Annotated in this window: 14 protein-coding genes; 7 read left to right on the forward strand and 7 right to left on the reverse strand. The window is 59.4% G+C overall.

Features of this window, described 5'->3' with window-relative positions:
• The first annotated feature begins 175 nt into the window (after positions 1-175).
• The 3 genes from HUS57_RS07710 to HUS57_RS07720 all read left to right on the forward strand — a co-directional run bounded on the left by HUS57_RS07710 (position 176) and on the right by HUS57_RS07720 (position 3646).
• Positions 176-1396 (forward strand): lytic murein transglycosylase, encoded by a 1221-nt coding sequence (locus tag HUS57_RS07710; protein WP_173932436.1) that lies wholly within the window; start codon positions 176-178, stop codon positions 1394-1396.
• 244 nt (positions 1397-1640) lie between these two features.
• Positions 1641-2642: a DUF459 domain-containing protein gene (locus HUS57_RS07715; RefSeq protein ID WP_246727796.1), complete on the forward strand. Its 1002-nt coding sequence runs from the start codon at positions 1641-1643 to the stop codon at positions 2640-2642.
• A gap of 323 nt (positions 2643-2965) precedes the next feature.
• Positions 2966-3646, forward strand: coding sequence for a flavin reductase family protein (locus HUS57_RS07720; protein WP_210256062.1), 681 nt, complete (start codon positions 2966-2968; stop codon positions 3644-3646).
• A gap of 29 nt (positions 3647-3675) precedes the next feature.
• Here the strand turns inward: HUS57_RS07720 and HUS57_RS07725 are convergent, their stop codons facing one another.
• The 4 genes from HUS57_RS07725 to HUS57_RS07740 form a co-directional block, all read right to left on the reverse strand.
• Positions 3676-4581 carry a DUF6282 family protein gene (locus HUS57_RS07725; RefSeq protein WP_173932438.1) on the reverse strand — a complete coding sequence of 302 codons (906 nt, stop codon included), beginning with the start codon at positions 4579-4581 and terminating at the stop codon, positions 3676-3678.
• A 27-nt stretch (positions 4582-4608) separates the two neighbouring features.
• Positions 4609-5886, reverse strand: a complete 1278-nt coding sequence (locus HUS57_RS07730; RefSeq protein ID WP_173932440.1) for a TRAP transporter large permease — start codon at positions 5884-5886, stop codon at positions 4609-4611.
• The gene (locus tag HUS57_RS07735; RefSeq protein ID WP_173932442.1) at positions 5883-6398 is read right to left on the reverse strand and encodes a TRAP transporter small permease; all 516 of its coding nucleotides are present in this window, start codon (positions 6396-6398) and stop codon (positions 5883-5885) included. The genes HUS57_RS07730 and HUS57_RS07735 overlap by 4 nt, the downstream gene beginning before the upstream one ends.
• A gap of 61 nt (positions 6399-6459) precedes the next feature.
• Complete coding sequence (locus tag HUS57_RS07740; protein WP_173932444.1) at positions 6460-7473, reverse strand: TRAP transporter substrate-binding protein; 1014 nt, start codon at positions 7471-7473, stop codon at positions 6460-6462.
• 198 nt (positions 7474-7671) lie between these two features.
• Between HUS57_RS07740 and HUS57_RS07745 the strand changes: the two genes are divergently transcribed.
• The 3 genes from HUS57_RS07745 to HUS57_RS07755 are packed head-to-tail and all read left to right on the forward strand — an operon-like array spanning position 7672 to position 10542.
• A complete protein-coding gene (locus HUS57_RS07745; protein WP_173932446.1) occupies positions 7672-8442 on the forward strand; it encodes an IclR family transcriptional regulator in 771 nt (256 codons plus the stop codon).
• 43 nt (positions 8443-8485) lie between these two features.
• Positions 8486-9556, forward strand: coding sequence for a dihydroorotate dehydrogenase (locus tag HUS57_RS07750; RefSeq protein WP_173932448.1), 1071 nt, complete (start codon positions 8486-8488; stop codon positions 9554-9556).
• 2 nt (positions 9557-9558) lie between these two features.
• Complete coding sequence (locus HUS57_RS07755; protein ID WP_173932450.1) at positions 9559-10542, forward strand: NAD(P)-dependent oxidoreductase; 984 nt, start codon at positions 9559-9561, stop codon at positions 10540-10542.
• Between the two features lie 815 nt (positions 10543-11357).
• On the opposite strand, the gene HUS57_RS07760 is transcribed toward HUS57_RS07755, so the two are convergent.
• A complete protein-coding gene (locus HUS57_RS07760; RefSeq protein ID WP_246727797.1) occupies positions 11358-12143 on the reverse strand; it encodes an aldolase/citrate lyase family protein in 786 nt (261 codons plus the stop codon).
• A gap of 707 nt (positions 12144-12850) precedes the next feature.
• Here HUS57_RS07760 and HUS57_RS07765 point away from each other — a divergent pair.
• Positions 12851-13762 carry a hypothetical protein gene (locus HUS57_RS07765; RefSeq protein ID WP_173932451.1) on the forward strand — a complete coding sequence of 304 codons (912 nt, stop codon included), beginning with the start codon at positions 12851-12853 and terminating at the stop codon, positions 13760-13762.
• 109 nt (positions 13763-13871) lie between these two features.
• On the opposite strand, the gene HUS57_RS07770 is transcribed toward HUS57_RS07765, so the two are convergent.
• Together HUS57_RS07770 and HUS57_RS07775 are read right to left on the reverse strand one after the other, a co-directional pair.
• Positions 13872-14030 (reverse strand): hypothetical protein, encoded by a 159-nt coding sequence (locus tag HUS57_RS07770; RefSeq protein WP_173932453.1) that lies wholly within the window; start codon positions 14028-14030, stop codon positions 13872-13874.
• A 103-nt stretch (positions 14031-14133) separates the two neighbouring features.
• Positions 14134-15129, reverse strand: coding sequence for an LLM class flavin-dependent oxidoreductase (locus tag HUS57_RS07775; RefSeq protein WP_173932455.1), 996 nt, complete (start codon positions 15127-15129; stop codon positions 14134-14136).
• Positions 15130-15179: the final 50 nt, after the last annotated feature.

The following is a 15179-nucleotide window of genomic DNA, read 5'->3' on the forward strand; positions in this document are numbered from 1 at the left end:
TCGCGCTTGACGTCTGGGAAGCACCGCGGACAATGCTTGGTTGTGACTAGTGGTTCCTGTCTTAAGAAATCGCATGCTGCACCTACCTTCAGCCAGGGCCGGATTTATATGGTAAACTTTTTCCTTACCGCAATCGGCCATTATTCCGTCGAGTTCTTCGGATGGAGGTTGCCACATGAGAAAAAGAGCCGCCCTTAATTCTGTCGCCGTCAAGTTGCTGGCGGCGGTTCTATTTGTACTTCTTGGCGCCCAATCATCCTTGGCGGATGCCGGATTTCAACGTTGGATTGCGGAGTTCCGAAACGTTGCGATCCAGAATGGTATCTCCGGCGCCACTTACGACCGTGCCTTCCGCGGCATCACTGCGCCGGACCCAGAAGTGCTGGAGAAGGCGCGCTATCAGCCCGAATTCCGCAACGAAGCGTGGGAGTATTTCGACAACCGGGTGAACGAGCACACAATCACAAGAGGCAGGCAGCTTGCACAGGAGTGGAAGCCTTGGCTTGATCGGATCGAGCGTCAATTCGGCGTAAGCCGGTACATCCTCCTTGCCATCTGGTCAATCGAATCCAATTACGGCGAAGCGCTCAAGAACGCCTCCGTCATGCGCAGCTTGCCACGCTCGCTCGCAACGCTTGCCTATGGCGACCAACGTCGCGCAAAATTTGCGCGCACGCAGCTACTGGCGGCGCTCAAGATCCTGGAGCGGGGCGACATCGATGTTAGCCATCTGTCCAGCTCCTGGGCTGGTGCAATGGGCCACACACAATTCATCCCTACTAGCTACCAAGCCTATGCGGTGGACATGGACGGGGACGGCCGCAGGGACATCTGGAACTCGGTACCCGACGCGCTGGCAACCGCAGCCAATCTTCTTCGCAAGAATGGCTGGCGGACCGGCGAAACCTGGGGTTACGAGGTCGTTTTACCGGGGGGACGCAAGTTCCCTGCCGGCAGCATGCCGCTTAGCAGATGGGCATCGATCGGCGTGGTGCGCGCCAATGGGCAGACCTTTCCCCGCCCTTCTGACGATGCGGAGCTGAAAGTTCCGGATGGGCGCGCCGGACCCGCCTTCCTGATGACCAAGAATTTCTTCGTCATCAAGCGCTACAACAACTCCGACAAATATGCCCTTGCCGTAGGACTGCTAGCGGACCAGATAGCCGGTTTTGGAGCGCCCACGCGTGACTGGAACCGGCCGTTCGAGCGGCTCTCGTTTCAGGAAACGCAGGAGCTCCAGCAAAGGCTTGGCGCGCTCGGCTATTATCAAGGCGAGATCGACGGCAAGATCGGTTCCGGCTCACGCGGAGCCATCAAGGCATTTCAGGCACGGATAGGCCTTGCTCAGGATGGGCATCCCAGCAAGGAGGTCCTAAGGAAACTAAGAGGTCACTGACGCGATGAAGAACGCAGCGCTTAAAAGACCGGCTTCCTGCCTGCTGCGTTCTCCCCTCATGCTGCTTTGCACAACCATTGCGCTTGCTTTTCTGGTGCCATTGGCAGGGACGGCGGAGGCACAGGAGCTGGTGCGCCGCCAAACTCTTTTTGAGCGCCTATTTGGAGGCGGGCCTCCCGCACATCAGGTAACGCCGCCTACGCAGCCTCAAAGAGCTGCCCCTTCCCCGCGGCAGCAGCGTCCGGTGCCGTCAGGACAGCGCCGCGCACCGTCGCGCAGCAGCGCCCCCTCAGCTACTGAACCGCAGGCGCCTGCCGTTATCGAGAAGCTCGATAATGCGCTCACTGTCCTCGTTGTCGGAGACTTCCTTGCAAGCGGTCTGGCAGAAGGATTGGAAGCAGCCTACGCCGAATCGCCCGGCGTACGCGTGGTCGACCGTGCCAATGGATCATCCGGCTTCGTCCGCGACGATTATTATGACTGGAACGGACAGATAGGCGAGATTCTGGAGGAAGTGAACCCTGCGGTCGTCGTCGTGATGATCGGCTCGAACGACCGCCAGCAGCTTGTCGTCAATGGCCAACCCGAACGTCCGCAGACCGAGGGCTGGAGCAGGGAATACAAGAACCGGGTTGCTCGCTTTACAGCAACCGTGAGACGAACAGGCATCTCGATAATATGGTCGGGCCTTCCGCCCTTCAAATCGTCATCGATGACGTCGGACATGCTGGCTTTCAATGACATATATAAGAAAGCGGTGGAGGAGGCTGGCGGCACATTCGTCGATATCTGGGACGGTTTTGCCGACGAGAACGGCGCCTTCACCTTCACGGGGCCAGACGTGAACGGCCAACCGGTCAGGCTGCGCGGAAGCGACGGCATCAACTTAACCCGTCCTGCCAAGCGGAAGCTTGCCTTTTATGTCGAACAACCGCTCAACAAGCTGCTTGGCAACGCGACCTCGCCGCGAATCGAGCCGCAGGAGCTTGAGAACCTGCCGCCACCGGGAATTGTTCTGGGCGAGCCCATCGATCTCATGCGCACTCACCCAATCTCTCTGGCCGCCCCTCAGGCAGGCGGTAACATGCTCTTAGACGGAGGACCGATCGCTGCGACTATTGAACGCTCCATTCCTGCCCCGCGCGCCGGAAGGGCCGACAACTTCTCCTTGCGAAAGAAAGCGGACGCGCCGAAATCAGCAATCAGTGAGGAAACAAGGACAGCAGAACCGGCGGAGGATCCATGATCCATAATGGGGAAAGCACGTTTCAGCAAACGGCTGGCTTCGCCATTTGAGACCGTAGGTCCGGGGTAAACGCTTCTTGCTGGAAGTGAGGCGGAAGCTCTCCTTTTTATCTCGCCCAGTTGAACTTCGCCGCTGGATCGGTCATTCAGCATGTCACGAATGACCACAGGGGGATGGACATGCCGGCTCAGGTCATTCACCGTCCAGCTTGGCCAGCCTCAGCGTTTAAGTCCATTAGAATACTGACTGATCTTCCGATGGCTGCTCTTGCTTCAGGCTCTCCGCTGGCCAATCCTTCCCTTGCCGCTCCCGTGTTTGGATGAATGACCATGATCTTTGATTTCGACGTCCTCCCACCTGAAGCAAAGAACAAGCTGCTACACTCGACCATCGTTCCGCGGCCGATTGCCTGGGTTACCAGCCTTGACGCCGATGGCGTGCGTAACATGGCGCCCTTCTCCTTCTTCAACGTGTTTTCGGCAGATCCTGCGATCCTCGGCTTCGGCGTCGGCGGGTCCGTCTTCGGTGGCCGGAAGGATACGGCCGCCAATATTCGCGCGCGCAAGGATTTCGTGGTCCATCTTGTCTCGCATTCCAATCGGGCGGCAATGAACCTGACGGCGGCCGAACTACCATCGGACATTGACGAGATTGAGCTTGCTGGCCTCACCGCCGTGCCATCCGAGCGGGTGTCCGCGCCTCGAATCGCCGAATGCGACGTCGCGATGGAATGCGTGCTTCACTCCGAGGTGCCCCTGAGCCAGGAGCGGAGCCTCTTTCTCGGCCGCGTGGTGGTGATGCACCTTGCCGATAAAATGATCGAGGATGTGGAGCGGTATTACGTCGACACGCCTGCGCTCGATCTCATCGCAAGGATGCACGGCCGAGGCTGGTACGCGCGAACCACTGACCTTTATAGGATGGACCGGCCAATCCCTGAGGAAGTAATGAGGTCGATCCGGACTGAGGCGGCCCCCGACGCTCCTCCTACCGAGGACGAATAAAGGATGCTTTTTCTGCTTTTCTCGCTGTTCTAAAGGCCGACCAGCGCCGCAGCGTTCTTGGCGGTCATCTTACGGATCGCGTCGTCGTCATACCCGAGCCGGATCAGCACCTCCATGATGGCGCGGAAACCTTCCACCGGGGTCGGGTTGTTGTTCTGTCCCAGATCAGAGCCGAAAAAGGTATTGTCTACTCCGCCCGCGTCGATGGCTGCCTTCAGATGGGAGTCGTCGAACATGTGAAAAGTCGAGGGAATGAACATGCAGATCGAGTGTTCGATGGCCACGCCCATGGAAACGAGCTGTGCAATGTCCTGGAACGTTCCCTCGTTCACATAGGTGGGATGGTTGAGGAACAACCGCGTCACCCCGCGCGCCTTTGCCTCTTCATAGAAAGGGAACAGCTCGGAGATGTGGTGATGCCCGCCCGAGACGACAGCATCGTTTTCGGCGATCAAGTCGAGGATCATCTTCACCTCGTCCCGCACTCTGCCCGTCTCGTCGATAAGCGTTGCCGGGACCGCCTGAACCGTCTTCTTGCTATTTACCGGGAACTTGTCCTTGAAATCTGCTTCCTTCGCCTCGTGGTCGAGGTGGTTCTTCGCATGAGCCGTTGCCATCCAGACGACGCGGGCTCCCTGCTTCAAGGCATAATCCACCGCTGAAGGATTGAATCCGCCAACCGGATTGTTCAGCACGATTGCGCCCAGGCACTGCGTCTTGAGTTGCAGTTGCTTGTTGATCAGCGTCGCGATTGGCATCGTCGGATAGTAGTGATCCTTCAGCAGAACCGCTCGCATCCCGGCTACGTCCGCCTCGCGCATCACCTCGAAATGATCGACCTTGCGCGGATGCAGCGAGGGACCGCTGTGAACATGCAGATCAACCGCTCCCTGCATCAGCGCGTCGATCCGCGCGTTGTGGGCTTGTGTCGTCATGTGTGGTTCCTTCTGAATCCGGGCAAGTCATTTCACCAAGAGTTCCGGCAGCCACAACGTGACGGCGGGAACGAAAGTGATGATCATGAGCACGACCAACGCGATTCCGATCATCGGGAGGGCATGCCATGCCACCTTGTCGACGCGGGTTCTGGCAATATTGGAGACGATGAACAGGCACAGCCCGACCGGTGGCGTGATGAAGCCGATCAGGATGTTGAAGACAACCATCACGCCCAGTTGCACCTGATCAATGCCGACGGCCTGCCCAATTCCGACCAATGCCGGAACGGTGAGGATCAGTGTTGGTGTGGCCTCCAGCACCGTGCCGAGGAGCAGCAGGATGATGTTGACCATGATCAGCACGAAGATCGGGTTCTCTGAAATGGAATAGAGCCCAGCAACAACCGTTTGCGGCAGCTTCTCCATCGCGAATATGAAAGAGGCTATATTCGCCATCGCCACGAGCAAGAAGATGGCAGCCGTCAGCAGAGCGGTATTTAGAAGTGCATCACGTATGCGCGCCAGGGTTAGCGTGCGATAGAGCAGTCCGGCGACGATCAGAGCATAGAGCGCTGCCACGGCCGCTGCCTCCGTAGGGGTAAATACCCCGCCGCGTATGCCGCCTACGATAATGATCGGCAGTAGCATGACCGGGATTACCTCCCAGCACGCTGAAATGAACTCGCGCAGAGTCGGCGGCTCCGAACGGGGATAGTTCCGCTTCTTGGCGATCCACACGGCATAGATCGATAGTCCGATGGCAAGCAGGAAGGCCGGGATGATGCCGGCAATGAACAGCCTTGCGATCGAGGTTTGGGACAGCGCACCGAAGATCACCAAGGCGATCGAGGGCGGGATGAGCGGCGCCATCAGGGAGGACATACTCATCAGCGCCGCCGCATAGTTCACGTCATAGCCTTCGCGCTTCATCTCGGGGATCAGCACCGACCCCAACGCCGCAGCGTCCGCAGCGGCCGAACCGCTGACCCCGCCGAAAAGCATGCTGCCCCAGACGGCAGTCAATGAAACACCGCCCGTGAAGCGCCCGACGCACATCTTGGCGAAGCGAAGGAGCCGATGGGTCAGGCCGCCAGCCTCCATCAGATTGCCTGCGAGGATGAACAGTGGAATCGCCAGCAGCACGAAGGAATCGCCGCCAGCAAACATGCGCTGCGGCACCGTCAGCAAGAACATGTGCTGCCCAGTCCAAATAAAGTAAGCGAACATACTGATGCCGATAACGAAGACCACCGGTGTTCCGGCGGCAAGCAGCACGACAAAACTGACCAGAAGGGCACTCATTCGAGGCTCTCCCTTGCGTGATAAGCCACTTCCTCAACTTTCGGGCGCGGTTCCGGCAGGAACTGCTGCACGATCACATGCACCGCCATCAGCACGCAGCCGACGGGGATTGAAAGATGCACCCAGAACATGGATATCCGAAGCGCAATGGCGCGGTCGTTCGCCGTGCGCTGAGCAAAGTCGAACCCGTACCAGGCAATGACCAGCAGGAAGATGACGACGATGATCCGGACGACGGACTTCACGACCTGCTGCGGAATATGCGGCAGGTGGTCCACCAACACCGTGAAGCCCAGCATCTCGCCGCGGGAATACGCAAGCCCGGACACGCCAAAGACGCTCCAGATGGTCAGGTAACGCATCAATTCCTCTGACCAGTACAGCGATGCACCGATCACGTAGCGAAAAAGGACTTGCAGCACTGCGACGACGGCGACCGTACCGATCGCCAGGATGCCTAGTGTCTCGATCAGCCGGACATAGGCCCTGGCAAAGGTTCTCAAGGCGCTCATGAAGCAATCCAGAAATGCCCGAACGGCACCCCTGGAGGGCGCCTGATCGGGATTTGCCAGGCTAGTTGGACTCGCGTAGCGCATCCACGGCATCAAGGAATGGCTGGATTGCCGGATGATTGGTCACGTACTGCTCATAGACGGGCGCTACCGCCTCACGCAGTTCGGCCTTCAGTTCAGGTGACATGGTCGCGAAGCTGAGACCGTCCTCCTGCTCAAGCTTGACCATCAAATCCTCATCGAATTGCTGCAGGGCTTCGATCTGGGGCTTCACGGTCTCCAACGCGGCCTGCTGCAGAATTTCCTGCTGCTCCGGCGTCAGGCTGTCATACTTGGCCTTGTTCATCATGAGGAGGCCCGGCCACATGTAATGCCCAGTCAGAAGCACCTCCTTGGCCACTTCGTTATATTTTTCTGCCTCGATCGAGCTGATGTTGGTTTCAACGGCGTCAATTGTCTGAGTTTCCAGTGCCGTATAGACTTCACCGTAAGCCATTGGTGTCGGGTTCACACCAACTGCATTCCAGATGTCGAGATGGAGACGCACCGGCGCTACCCGTGTCTTCAAGCCGCTGAAGTCTTCCATCACCTCGATCTTCTTGTCTACGGTCAGGAAATGTCGCATCCCGCCTTCATAGATGGTCAACGCGATTGCACCGCTGGACTCAAGATCGGCATAAAGCGCCTGCGCCTCCGGCGTCGTCGCTGCATCGGCGAATTGCGCGTAGCTGTCGATCAGGAAAGGAAGCTGCAGCGCCTCGATGGCCGGGATCTGATCTGCCATCGCCGAGGACGAATTGATCGTCATATCGACCGTGCCGAAACGCACACCTTCTGTAAGCTCCTTCACATCGCCAAGCTGACGATCGGGGAAGATGTCGATCAGGATACTGCCCTCGGACAATTCATCGACCTTGGCGGCAAAAAGGTCGGCGGCTGTGTTGAACGGATGCGGCTTCGACGATGACAGGGCAAGCCGCAGAGTCACCTCCTGGGCTTGCGCGATGCCGACGGCGCCGATGCTGACACCGATTCCGATGCCGGCGATAGCGATCATTCGTGATAACGCGATCATAAAATCCTCCCGCTGATCATTGTTCTCAAGGCTGGAACAATGTTCCGTGGACAGTATGAGCCTGGCGATGTTCCTGTCAATCAAAACCGAAACAACGCCCGCTCTTTTCCAGATGATCGGTTTTTGAGATAGCTTTTGAAGGCGGATTTGACAGCAGTATGAGAACTTCGTACCAACATCGCGAACAACGGGACATACATGAACAGCCATCGCAAGGACATCGTACGCGCTGCCGAAACCACTCTAGCGGTGCTGGAAGTGGTCGCCTTTTCCGAAGAGGAACTGGGCGTCACCCAGATCGCGCAAAGGCTGTCTTTGTCAAAAGGCGCGGTATTCCGCCATCTGCAAGGGTTGGTGGACCGAGGGTTCGTAGCCCAGGATCCTATCACTTCGCGCTACCGGCTGGGAGTGAAGGCATCGCTCATTGGCCGTATTGCGCCACCGGCAAACGACTTGGCGTCGGCGGCGGAAGGGCCGATGCGGGACACTCGCGACCGCACCGCAATTACCACCGTGCTATCGGCTCCGACCGTATCGGGAGCGTTGGTGCTGGCCACTATAATCGGCTACCGCACCATAGAGATTGGGGTCCGTAAGGGGAGCGAACTGCCCTTTCACGCTTCGGCGCAAGGCAAGGTGATGCTGGCTTTTGGGCCACCGACGCTGATGGAGCGGACGCTGCGCCTGGGGCTTCCGGCGTTGACACCTCACACGATCACCGATCCTGACCAGCTAGTGACTGAAGTGGCTGCTATTAGTAAGCGCGGCTTTGCCACCGCGCCGGAGGAGGCGCTCCTGGGCATCAACACCATCGCTGCACCCGTGTTCGATCGCAGCGGGCAGCTAGTCGGCGCAGCCGCGTTGTGCGGCTCGATCCAATATGTGCCTGCCGATCATGATGAGGAATTGGCCGGGTTGGCGCAAGAAATGGCTGCGCGGATATCGCGCACACTCGGTTATGAGGGCTGAGCGCAGCCTGCCGTGACCAGGAAACGGCAACGGGGAGGAACGAATGACGATAGACCTGTCGGTTTCGGTTGGAGGGATCCGGCTTAAGAACCCGGTGATCGCGGGTGCTGCAGAGCACCTGATCCACGCAGAAGGCATCCGCGCCGCCCTGTCGACCGGAGTGGGCGCGGTGGTGGTCAAGTCAAACAACGAGGTGGAGGCCAGCAAGGACCAGTTGGAACGGTCTGAATATACGCTGCTGGACGAGCATTGGCGGCAAGTGCCCTGGAATGATGCTGCGCCGCGCTCCGTCACACTCGCCTGCCGATCGGGCATGTCTCCGCTTCCCTTCGACCAGTGGCTGGAACAGGCAGTGCGGCTCGATCGCGAGGCCAAGAAGCAGGACGCCTATGTGATCGCCAGCCTCATCCTCGGCGCACTCGAACCCGCCGTCGCCATGGCGCGGCAGATCGAACAGGCAGGCATCCGCGTGATGGAGTTTAATGTCGGCGTGCCCTATGGCTCACAGACGGCCAAGGGAAATGTCGCTACCGAACTGTCCACCGAAGGCATCCGCGAACAGGTTTCTGCCATCCGCAGCGCGGTCAGCATCCCGGTCTGGGTCAAGACCTCCGGGCAGAGCGAGCGGGTGCCCGCCCTGGCCGGCGCAGCCTTTGAAAGCGGTGCCGATGCAGTGATCATGGCGGGACGGCTGCTAGGCTTCCTTCCCGATCCGGAAACGCAGAAACCGCTGTTCGGCACCAGCCTTGGGGTTGGCGGTTTCTGGCATCTGCCGATCACCTGTCACTGGCTGGCAATGACGCGCAAGGCGCTCGGCCCCGACAGGCCGCTGATCGGCATCAACGGCGCGCAGACCGGCAGTGACGTGCTGCGCATGATGCTCGCCGGCGCCAGCGCCGTCGAAATTGCCTCCTCGATCATGTATGCGGGCTTCCCCGCCCTCGCGCGCGCGGTCGAAGAAGTAAGCGGCTACTTCATTGATCGCGGGGAAAATGCGGCGGCGATCATTGGCCGCGCCGCGGATGAGCACAGGACATTCATGCAGATGCCGCGGGGTGATGGCAACTGGCGAAACTACGTGCCGGCGGACGCGCTGCCCGCCTCGGAGGGCTAGCGATGGCGAAAGTTTCCCTCGTCTATTGGCCCCGCCTCCCTCTGGCGCGAAAGGCGATCACCGAGAAACTGGCTGCCGAACCCGGCGTACGCCTGACAATTTCTGAAAACCTTAACGAGGTGATCGCCGCGCTGCCGGGCGCGGCCGGGTTGATCCTTTCCGATGCGGACAAAATTCAAGCACGGCGGGTGCTGGAGGCAATCGCTGCCACCCGCGACAGCTTCCGCTGGATACAGTTCATTACCGCCGGGCGCGATGGGTTCGAGGCAGCCGGTCTGCCTGAGGGGGTGGAGGTGACCGGCCCCGGCCTTGGCGTCTCACCAGTCGTGGCCGAGCATGCGATGGCCCTCCTATTGGCCCTGATGCGTCAGATTCCCGCTGCAGCCGCATCCACCGCAGCAGCGGAATGGAACCGCAACCTCATGTCGCAGATGCAGAGCCTGGAGGGCCGCACCATCGCCATCTATGGCACGGGCCGCATCGGCCGCGAAATTGCCCGCCGGGCCAGACCTTTCGGTACCGAGCTCGTCGGGATATCGCGCTCCGGCAGCGCCGTCCAGGATTTCGACCGCGTCGTTGCCGCGCACGATGCTTCTGGGGCGCTGAGCGGCTTCGATGTGGTCATTGCCGCGCTTCCGCTGACCGACGAGACCGCCCGGATGTTCGACGAGGCGTTCTTTTCCGCGCTAAAGCCCGGCGCGATCTTCGTCAACATCGCTCGCGGCCGCCTGGTCGATCAGCATGCATTAATTCAAGCGCTTGAAAGCGGACATCTCTCAGCCGCCGCGCTCGATGTTGCCGACCCGGAACCGCTGCCCGGGGACGATCCGCTGTGGAAGGCACCCAACCTCCTGGTGACTGCGCATCTATCAGGTGCCGGCAGCCAGCCGAGCCAAGCGCGCATTGCCAATGAGGTGCTCGGCAATTTCCGCCGCCTGTCCGCCGCTGGCCGTTTCGCAGGATCCAGCAAGGTCGCCGGACCATGACCTGCAACTTTGCAAGGCAAAGAAAGAGCATTGATGCAGGAAGGAGCGATAGCTGATTGGCCAAGGACAACGGATGCTATCAGGAACAGCACTGAGACTCCCACGCATAACAATCCCGTTATTCTCTACCACCGGTACAGCGGCCGGAGTGTTGGAGCGGACCGCCATTCGGATGCTCTGTCAGGCCCCGGGCGAGGCTGGTGCAGGTAACCCATACCGCTTTTGCCGTGAACTTCTCCGCACGGCGGTTTTTGCGGGGGCACTCCCCCATTGCCGGGAACGGGTCGGGCACGTGTCACGCCGGAAAGGCGTGACCGGCTTTTCAGTCGGGCGTCAAGATCGCCTATGCTGGTATGGGCGGCGTCTTCTTCCAGCTCGATGAGCCCTATGTGGGTTAACCTGGTGCCGACATTGCGCCTGCTGCCACTGCCTGAAGTGTTTAAGAATTCTCCGTGGCGGCCCTGCTGGTCAAGGTCCGACCGAGTAAGGTTGTCGCCGCTATAGCATCGTTGCTGAGCCAACACCTCAATAAGGCTCGATCTCGGTCGGGATAGAATCCTTCAATAACGTATACGGCCTATCGGCATAATGATGGCCGTTGTTAAGCAAACCCTTTGAAGCTCCGGCTGCCTTCCGGCAAGCCTCGATATACCAGGATCCGTTGCGTTGCCGCTCCTGCGAATTGGGTGCGGGTCAGAGCACCGAACAAGCAGCTCGGCCACTTCCGCCGCAGTGCCAGCTCCACTTGCGGCATCGGGACGATGAGAGGACCTTCGGCCTCCTCTCATCCATGTCCTTTACCTTCTGCTGCCGCTTCAATTGCTGCTGCCTGCCGCCGCGATCTCGGCATAGGCTCTTGCCGCAGCTTGCCGCATGAAGCCCTGGTCGGATGCTACGATGAAAGCCGTCGCGCCCATCTTTCGGAAGCGCTTCACCTCCTCGGCCGTCCCGGCCATGAGGGCGGTCGGCTTGCCCGCCCTTTGGGCCGCCGCCATAATACGTTCACACACTTCGATGATCTCCGCAGAATCCATCGCAGGGGCGCCATATGCTGCTGTCAGATCCGCGCGGCCAATGAAGATGGCGTCAAGGCCCTCAACCGAAAGGATCGCGTCGATTTCGTCGAGCGCTTCCGGGTCCTCGATCATCGCGATGCATACAATGCTGGAATCCTGGGCTTCGACATGCTCCCAGATGCCCGACGCGCCAAAACCGCCTGCCCGGGTGGTGTTGGAGAACCCACGCCTGCCGCCACGATATCGGCATGCCGCGACAATCTCCCTCGCCTTCGCCTCGGATGAAACGTGCGGCACGAGGATACCTGCCGCTCCATCATCGAGTACGGCAAGTATTTTCGCAGCGTTTGGTTCTGCCACGCGCACGATGCCGGCTGTTCCAGCAGCGCGCGCCGCAAGAAGTGCTGCGTCGATTGTTACGCGGTCCCAGGGCGCATGCTCCTCATCGATCACCACGAAATCAAAGCCCACTGCGCCGATGATCTCGACAGGATGCGTTGCAGGGGTCTTGATAAAAGTACCGACTAGATGTTCGCCCGCTAACAAACGCTGGCGGAACCCGCTCTCCTTCGTTGCACCCATCATTCTGTAGCTCCTCATTGGTCAAAGCAGATCGCGATACGGCAGCACCAGCGCGCGGAGGCCAGCGCGGCGGTGGGTGGTTGCCTTGATCACTCCGGTCAAGGGACCCCGAACCGCATGCGATGAAAAACGGGATCCTAACCCGAGGCGTTGCCCATGCCGATTGCAACGTTCAGCGCGTCCATCGCGTCGAATTGCACGCTGGGCAGAAAATCTTTGGGCTTCGCGTGCGGCACCGCCCAAGGCAGCAACGCCGCCAGATTTCAGGCTCTGACATTCCTCCACTAGTTGCCTGCTGGAGAAAAAAGACAGGCTGAATACAACCGCTGTCAGCCCTCGCAACCTTCTCCTGAACTCCATAGCAGCAATTTGGCCTGGCCGAGTTCCATTGACGGCGCGTTGGAGCCGCATGTTGGCCGCCTCCGTCCTCGCCATGTTCGGCACTGCAAGAACGCCCGCTGCTAGGCTGGAACACGCAAGAAACTTGTGGCAGTTTAGCATACTCTCCCGGTGTTTCGGGGTGCGGAACGATGTTTTTTAATAGGGCACTTCGCAGATTATGATGTCAACCCCGTTCAATAGCTTACGCGGTAAGAGATTGAGGCGCACGAATGCCATGCGGAGGCTTAGCTTGAAAAGGCTTACACAAACCCAATCTTTCTAATATTGATCTCTTTGTTCTGATCAGCGGAACATCATGGGAGAGAGAGATGTATGTTCCTAGTGACCCCCGCTCGCGCCTGGCAGCGGAGGGCCCCTCCAGCAAGCCACTTCCAGATTACTTCCCGCCTGCCGAATACGGGCTGTTCTACGAAACTGAACCCCAGGTAAGCGACGCGACTTCAAAGACCTGGTTGACGCGCGGCCAGAACATGCTGGTTGCCTATACCGAAGCAGAGCCAGGCACCGTCCTTGAGCGCGATAACCAGGTGGACGAGTATGTGCTTCTGCTGCCCGACAAGGAATATGACGCGCTCGTGGAAGCAAACGGGGAACGCCTGGAAGTAGACGGCTTTTCCCTGGTCATCATACCGCCCGGATCAAGCAGGATTTCCTTGCCCTCCGGCGGCCATGTTACCCGGATTTTCTCAACTCGTTCGCAAGAGCTCAATGAATTGTGCTCCAATGCCAAGTCCTTTTCGGGCGCGCATCCCATCATTCCGCCCTTTGAGCCGTGGCCGCAGCCGATCGGCGGCTTCAAGATCCGCGCATATAGCTTGGATGTGCCGGCACAGCCGGGCCGCTTTGGCCGCATCTTCCGCTGCACGACGCTGATGGTCAATTTTCTTGATCCACAGATAGGGCCACGTGACATCACGAAGCTGTCACCCCACCATCATGACGATTTCGAGCAGGGTTCCCTGGCACTTGCCGGCGCATACACCCATCACCTTCGTTGGCCCTGGACGACTAACCTCAATGCCTGGCGGGAGGATGAGCACCGGCTTTGCAAGTCGCCCTCGTTCTGCGTGATCCCGCCGCCGGCGATCCACACCTCCCGCGGCATGGATGAGGGCCTCAACCAGCTCGTCGATATCTTTTCGCCGCCCCGTGAGGATTTTTCCCGTCAGAAAGGCTGGGTATTAAATGCCGACGAATACCCTATGCCGGACCAGAGTTGACAACGTTCTGCTTGAGGAACCTGGTCCTTTGGACCATGAAGGAACATCGCAAAAAAGAAAGATCGGGCGGGGTCGAGGCGTGAGTTCGCCCTGAACATTCTAGAATACATCAGGGCGGGCTGATGGCGCTCAGGCCGGCGTCAGCGAAAGCTTCGGAGTTGCCTCTGCCGCGCGCCAGTTCGCGCGCGAGCGGCTCGACATCCTTGGCTATGCAGTGGCTGTCAGCCAGCCGGAGAAGGATGGCGGCCGCATCCTTCTCATCATGCAAAGCCGGGGATCGAACAACGAAATCTACGCCAAGCCCGGTTCACTCTTGAAATATCACAGCAGGGCACAGGGAACAGAGGCCGCGTAACCCTGTACCGCCTGGCTCAGCGTTGTTTCCTCGCATTCATCACGGAAGCGATGATCTCGAATGAGCGCAACCGCTTTTCCGGGTCGAAGATATCCGAGACGACCATCAGCTCATCAGCTTGCGTGCGGGCTAGTATATCGTCGGTCCCCCGGCGCACCGTCTCCGGGCTACCCACGATGCTGCAGGCAAGCATCTGGCTGACCTGGGCCTTTTCCTGCGGGGTCCAGTAGGTCTCGATATCGTCGATCGGAGGCTGCGTAAGGTTTCGCGCCCCGCGAAAGATATCGGTGAAGGACATCTGCTGCGACGTCGCCAGAACCCGAGCCTCGGCATCGGTGTCGGCAGCAATGATGTTGACACCGATCAGCGCATACGGCTTTTCCAATTGTTCTGACGGCTTGAAGCGGGTGCGATAGACTGTAAGCGCTTGATCGAGCGCCTGCGGCGCGAAATGCGAGGCAAAGCCGTAAGGAAGACCCAGTTCCGCCGCAAGATGCGCCCCAAAGAGGCTTGAGCCCAAAATCCAGATCGGCACGTTGGTGCCGGAGCCCGGCACCGCTTCGATTCGCTGGCCGGGGCCGACCGGCGCAAGAAACGCCTGCAGTTCCAGGACATCCTGCGGGAAATTATCGGCATTGGCCGGATCGCGGCGCAAGGCGCGAAGCGTTAACTGGTCTGTACCTGGTGCACGGCCGAGGCCGAGATCGATGCGGCCGGGAAAGAGCGTCTCCAGCGTCCCAAATTGCTCAGCGATGACATAAGGAGCGTGGTTGGGGAGCATGATACCGCCTGCACCCACGCGGATCGTCTTCGTGCCGGCAGCGATATGGGCGATCACCAGCGATGTCGCCGCCGTGGTCACGGTGGGCATGTTATGATGTTCAGCCACCCACACCCGTTTGTAGCCCCACTTCTCGGCATGCTGGGCCAGAGTACGCGCTTCGTCGAGAGCCGTTCGGCGATCAGAGCCCTGCCGCACGCGGCCGAGTTCGAGTATTGAAATTTCTGCCAATTGTCTTCCTTCTTGCGTCGTTTCGATCGGCTACTTACAGCGATATGGGG

The organism is Chelativorans sp. Marseille-P2723, from assembly GCF_902809845.1.
Taxonomy (GTDB): Bacteria; Pseudomonadota; Alphaproteobacteria; order Rhizobiales; family Rhizobiaceae; genus Chelativorans.

Excerpts from the sequence above, each read along its gene's own strand:
- HUS57_RS07730 (WP_173932440.1), bottom strand. The coding sequence starts at position 5,886 with ATGAGTGCCCTTCTGGTCAGTTTTGTCGTGCTGCTTGCCGCCGGAACA.
- HUS57_RS07745 (WP_173932446.1), top strand. The coding sequence starts at position 7,672 with ATGAACAGCCATCGCAAGGACATCGTACGCGCTGCCGAAACCACTCTA.
- HUS57_RS07735 (WP_173932442.1), bottom strand. The coding sequence starts at position 6,398 with ATGAGCGCCTTGAGAACCTTTGCCAGGGCCTATGTCCGGCTGATCGAG.
- HUS57_RS07710 (WP_173932436.1), top strand. The coding sequence starts at position 176 with ATGAGAAAAAGAGCCGCCCTTAATTCTGTCGCCGTCAAGTTGCTGGCG.
- HUS57_RS07740 (WP_173932444.1), bottom strand. The coding sequence starts at position 7,473 with ATGATCGCGTTATCACGAATGATCGCTATCGCCGGCATCGGAATCGGT.
- HUS57_RS07725 (WP_173932438.1), bottom strand. The coding sequence starts at position 4,581 with ATGACGACACAAGCCCACAACGCGCGGATCGACGCGCTGATGCAGGGA.
- HUS57_RS07760 (WP_246727797.1), bottom strand. The coding sequence starts at position 12,143 with ATGATGGGTGCAACGAAGGAGAGCGGGTTCCGCCAGCGTTTGTTAGCG.
- HUS57_RS07755 (WP_173932450.1), top strand. The coding sequence starts at position 9,559 with ATGGCGAAAGTTTCCCTCGTCTATTGGCCCCGCCTCCCTCTGGCGCGA.
- HUS57_RS07765 (WP_173932451.1), top strand. The coding sequence starts at position 12,851 with ATGTATGTTCCTAGTGACCCCCGCTCGCGCCTGGCAGCGGAGGGCCCC.
- HUS57_RS07720 (WP_210256062.1), top strand. The coding sequence starts at position 2,966 with ATGACCATGATCTTTGATTTCGACGTCCTCCCACCTGAAGCAAAGAAC.
- HUS57_RS07750 (WP_173932448.1), top strand. The coding sequence starts at position 8,486 with ATGACGATAGACCTGTCGGTTTCGGTTGGAGGGATCCGGCTTAAGAAC.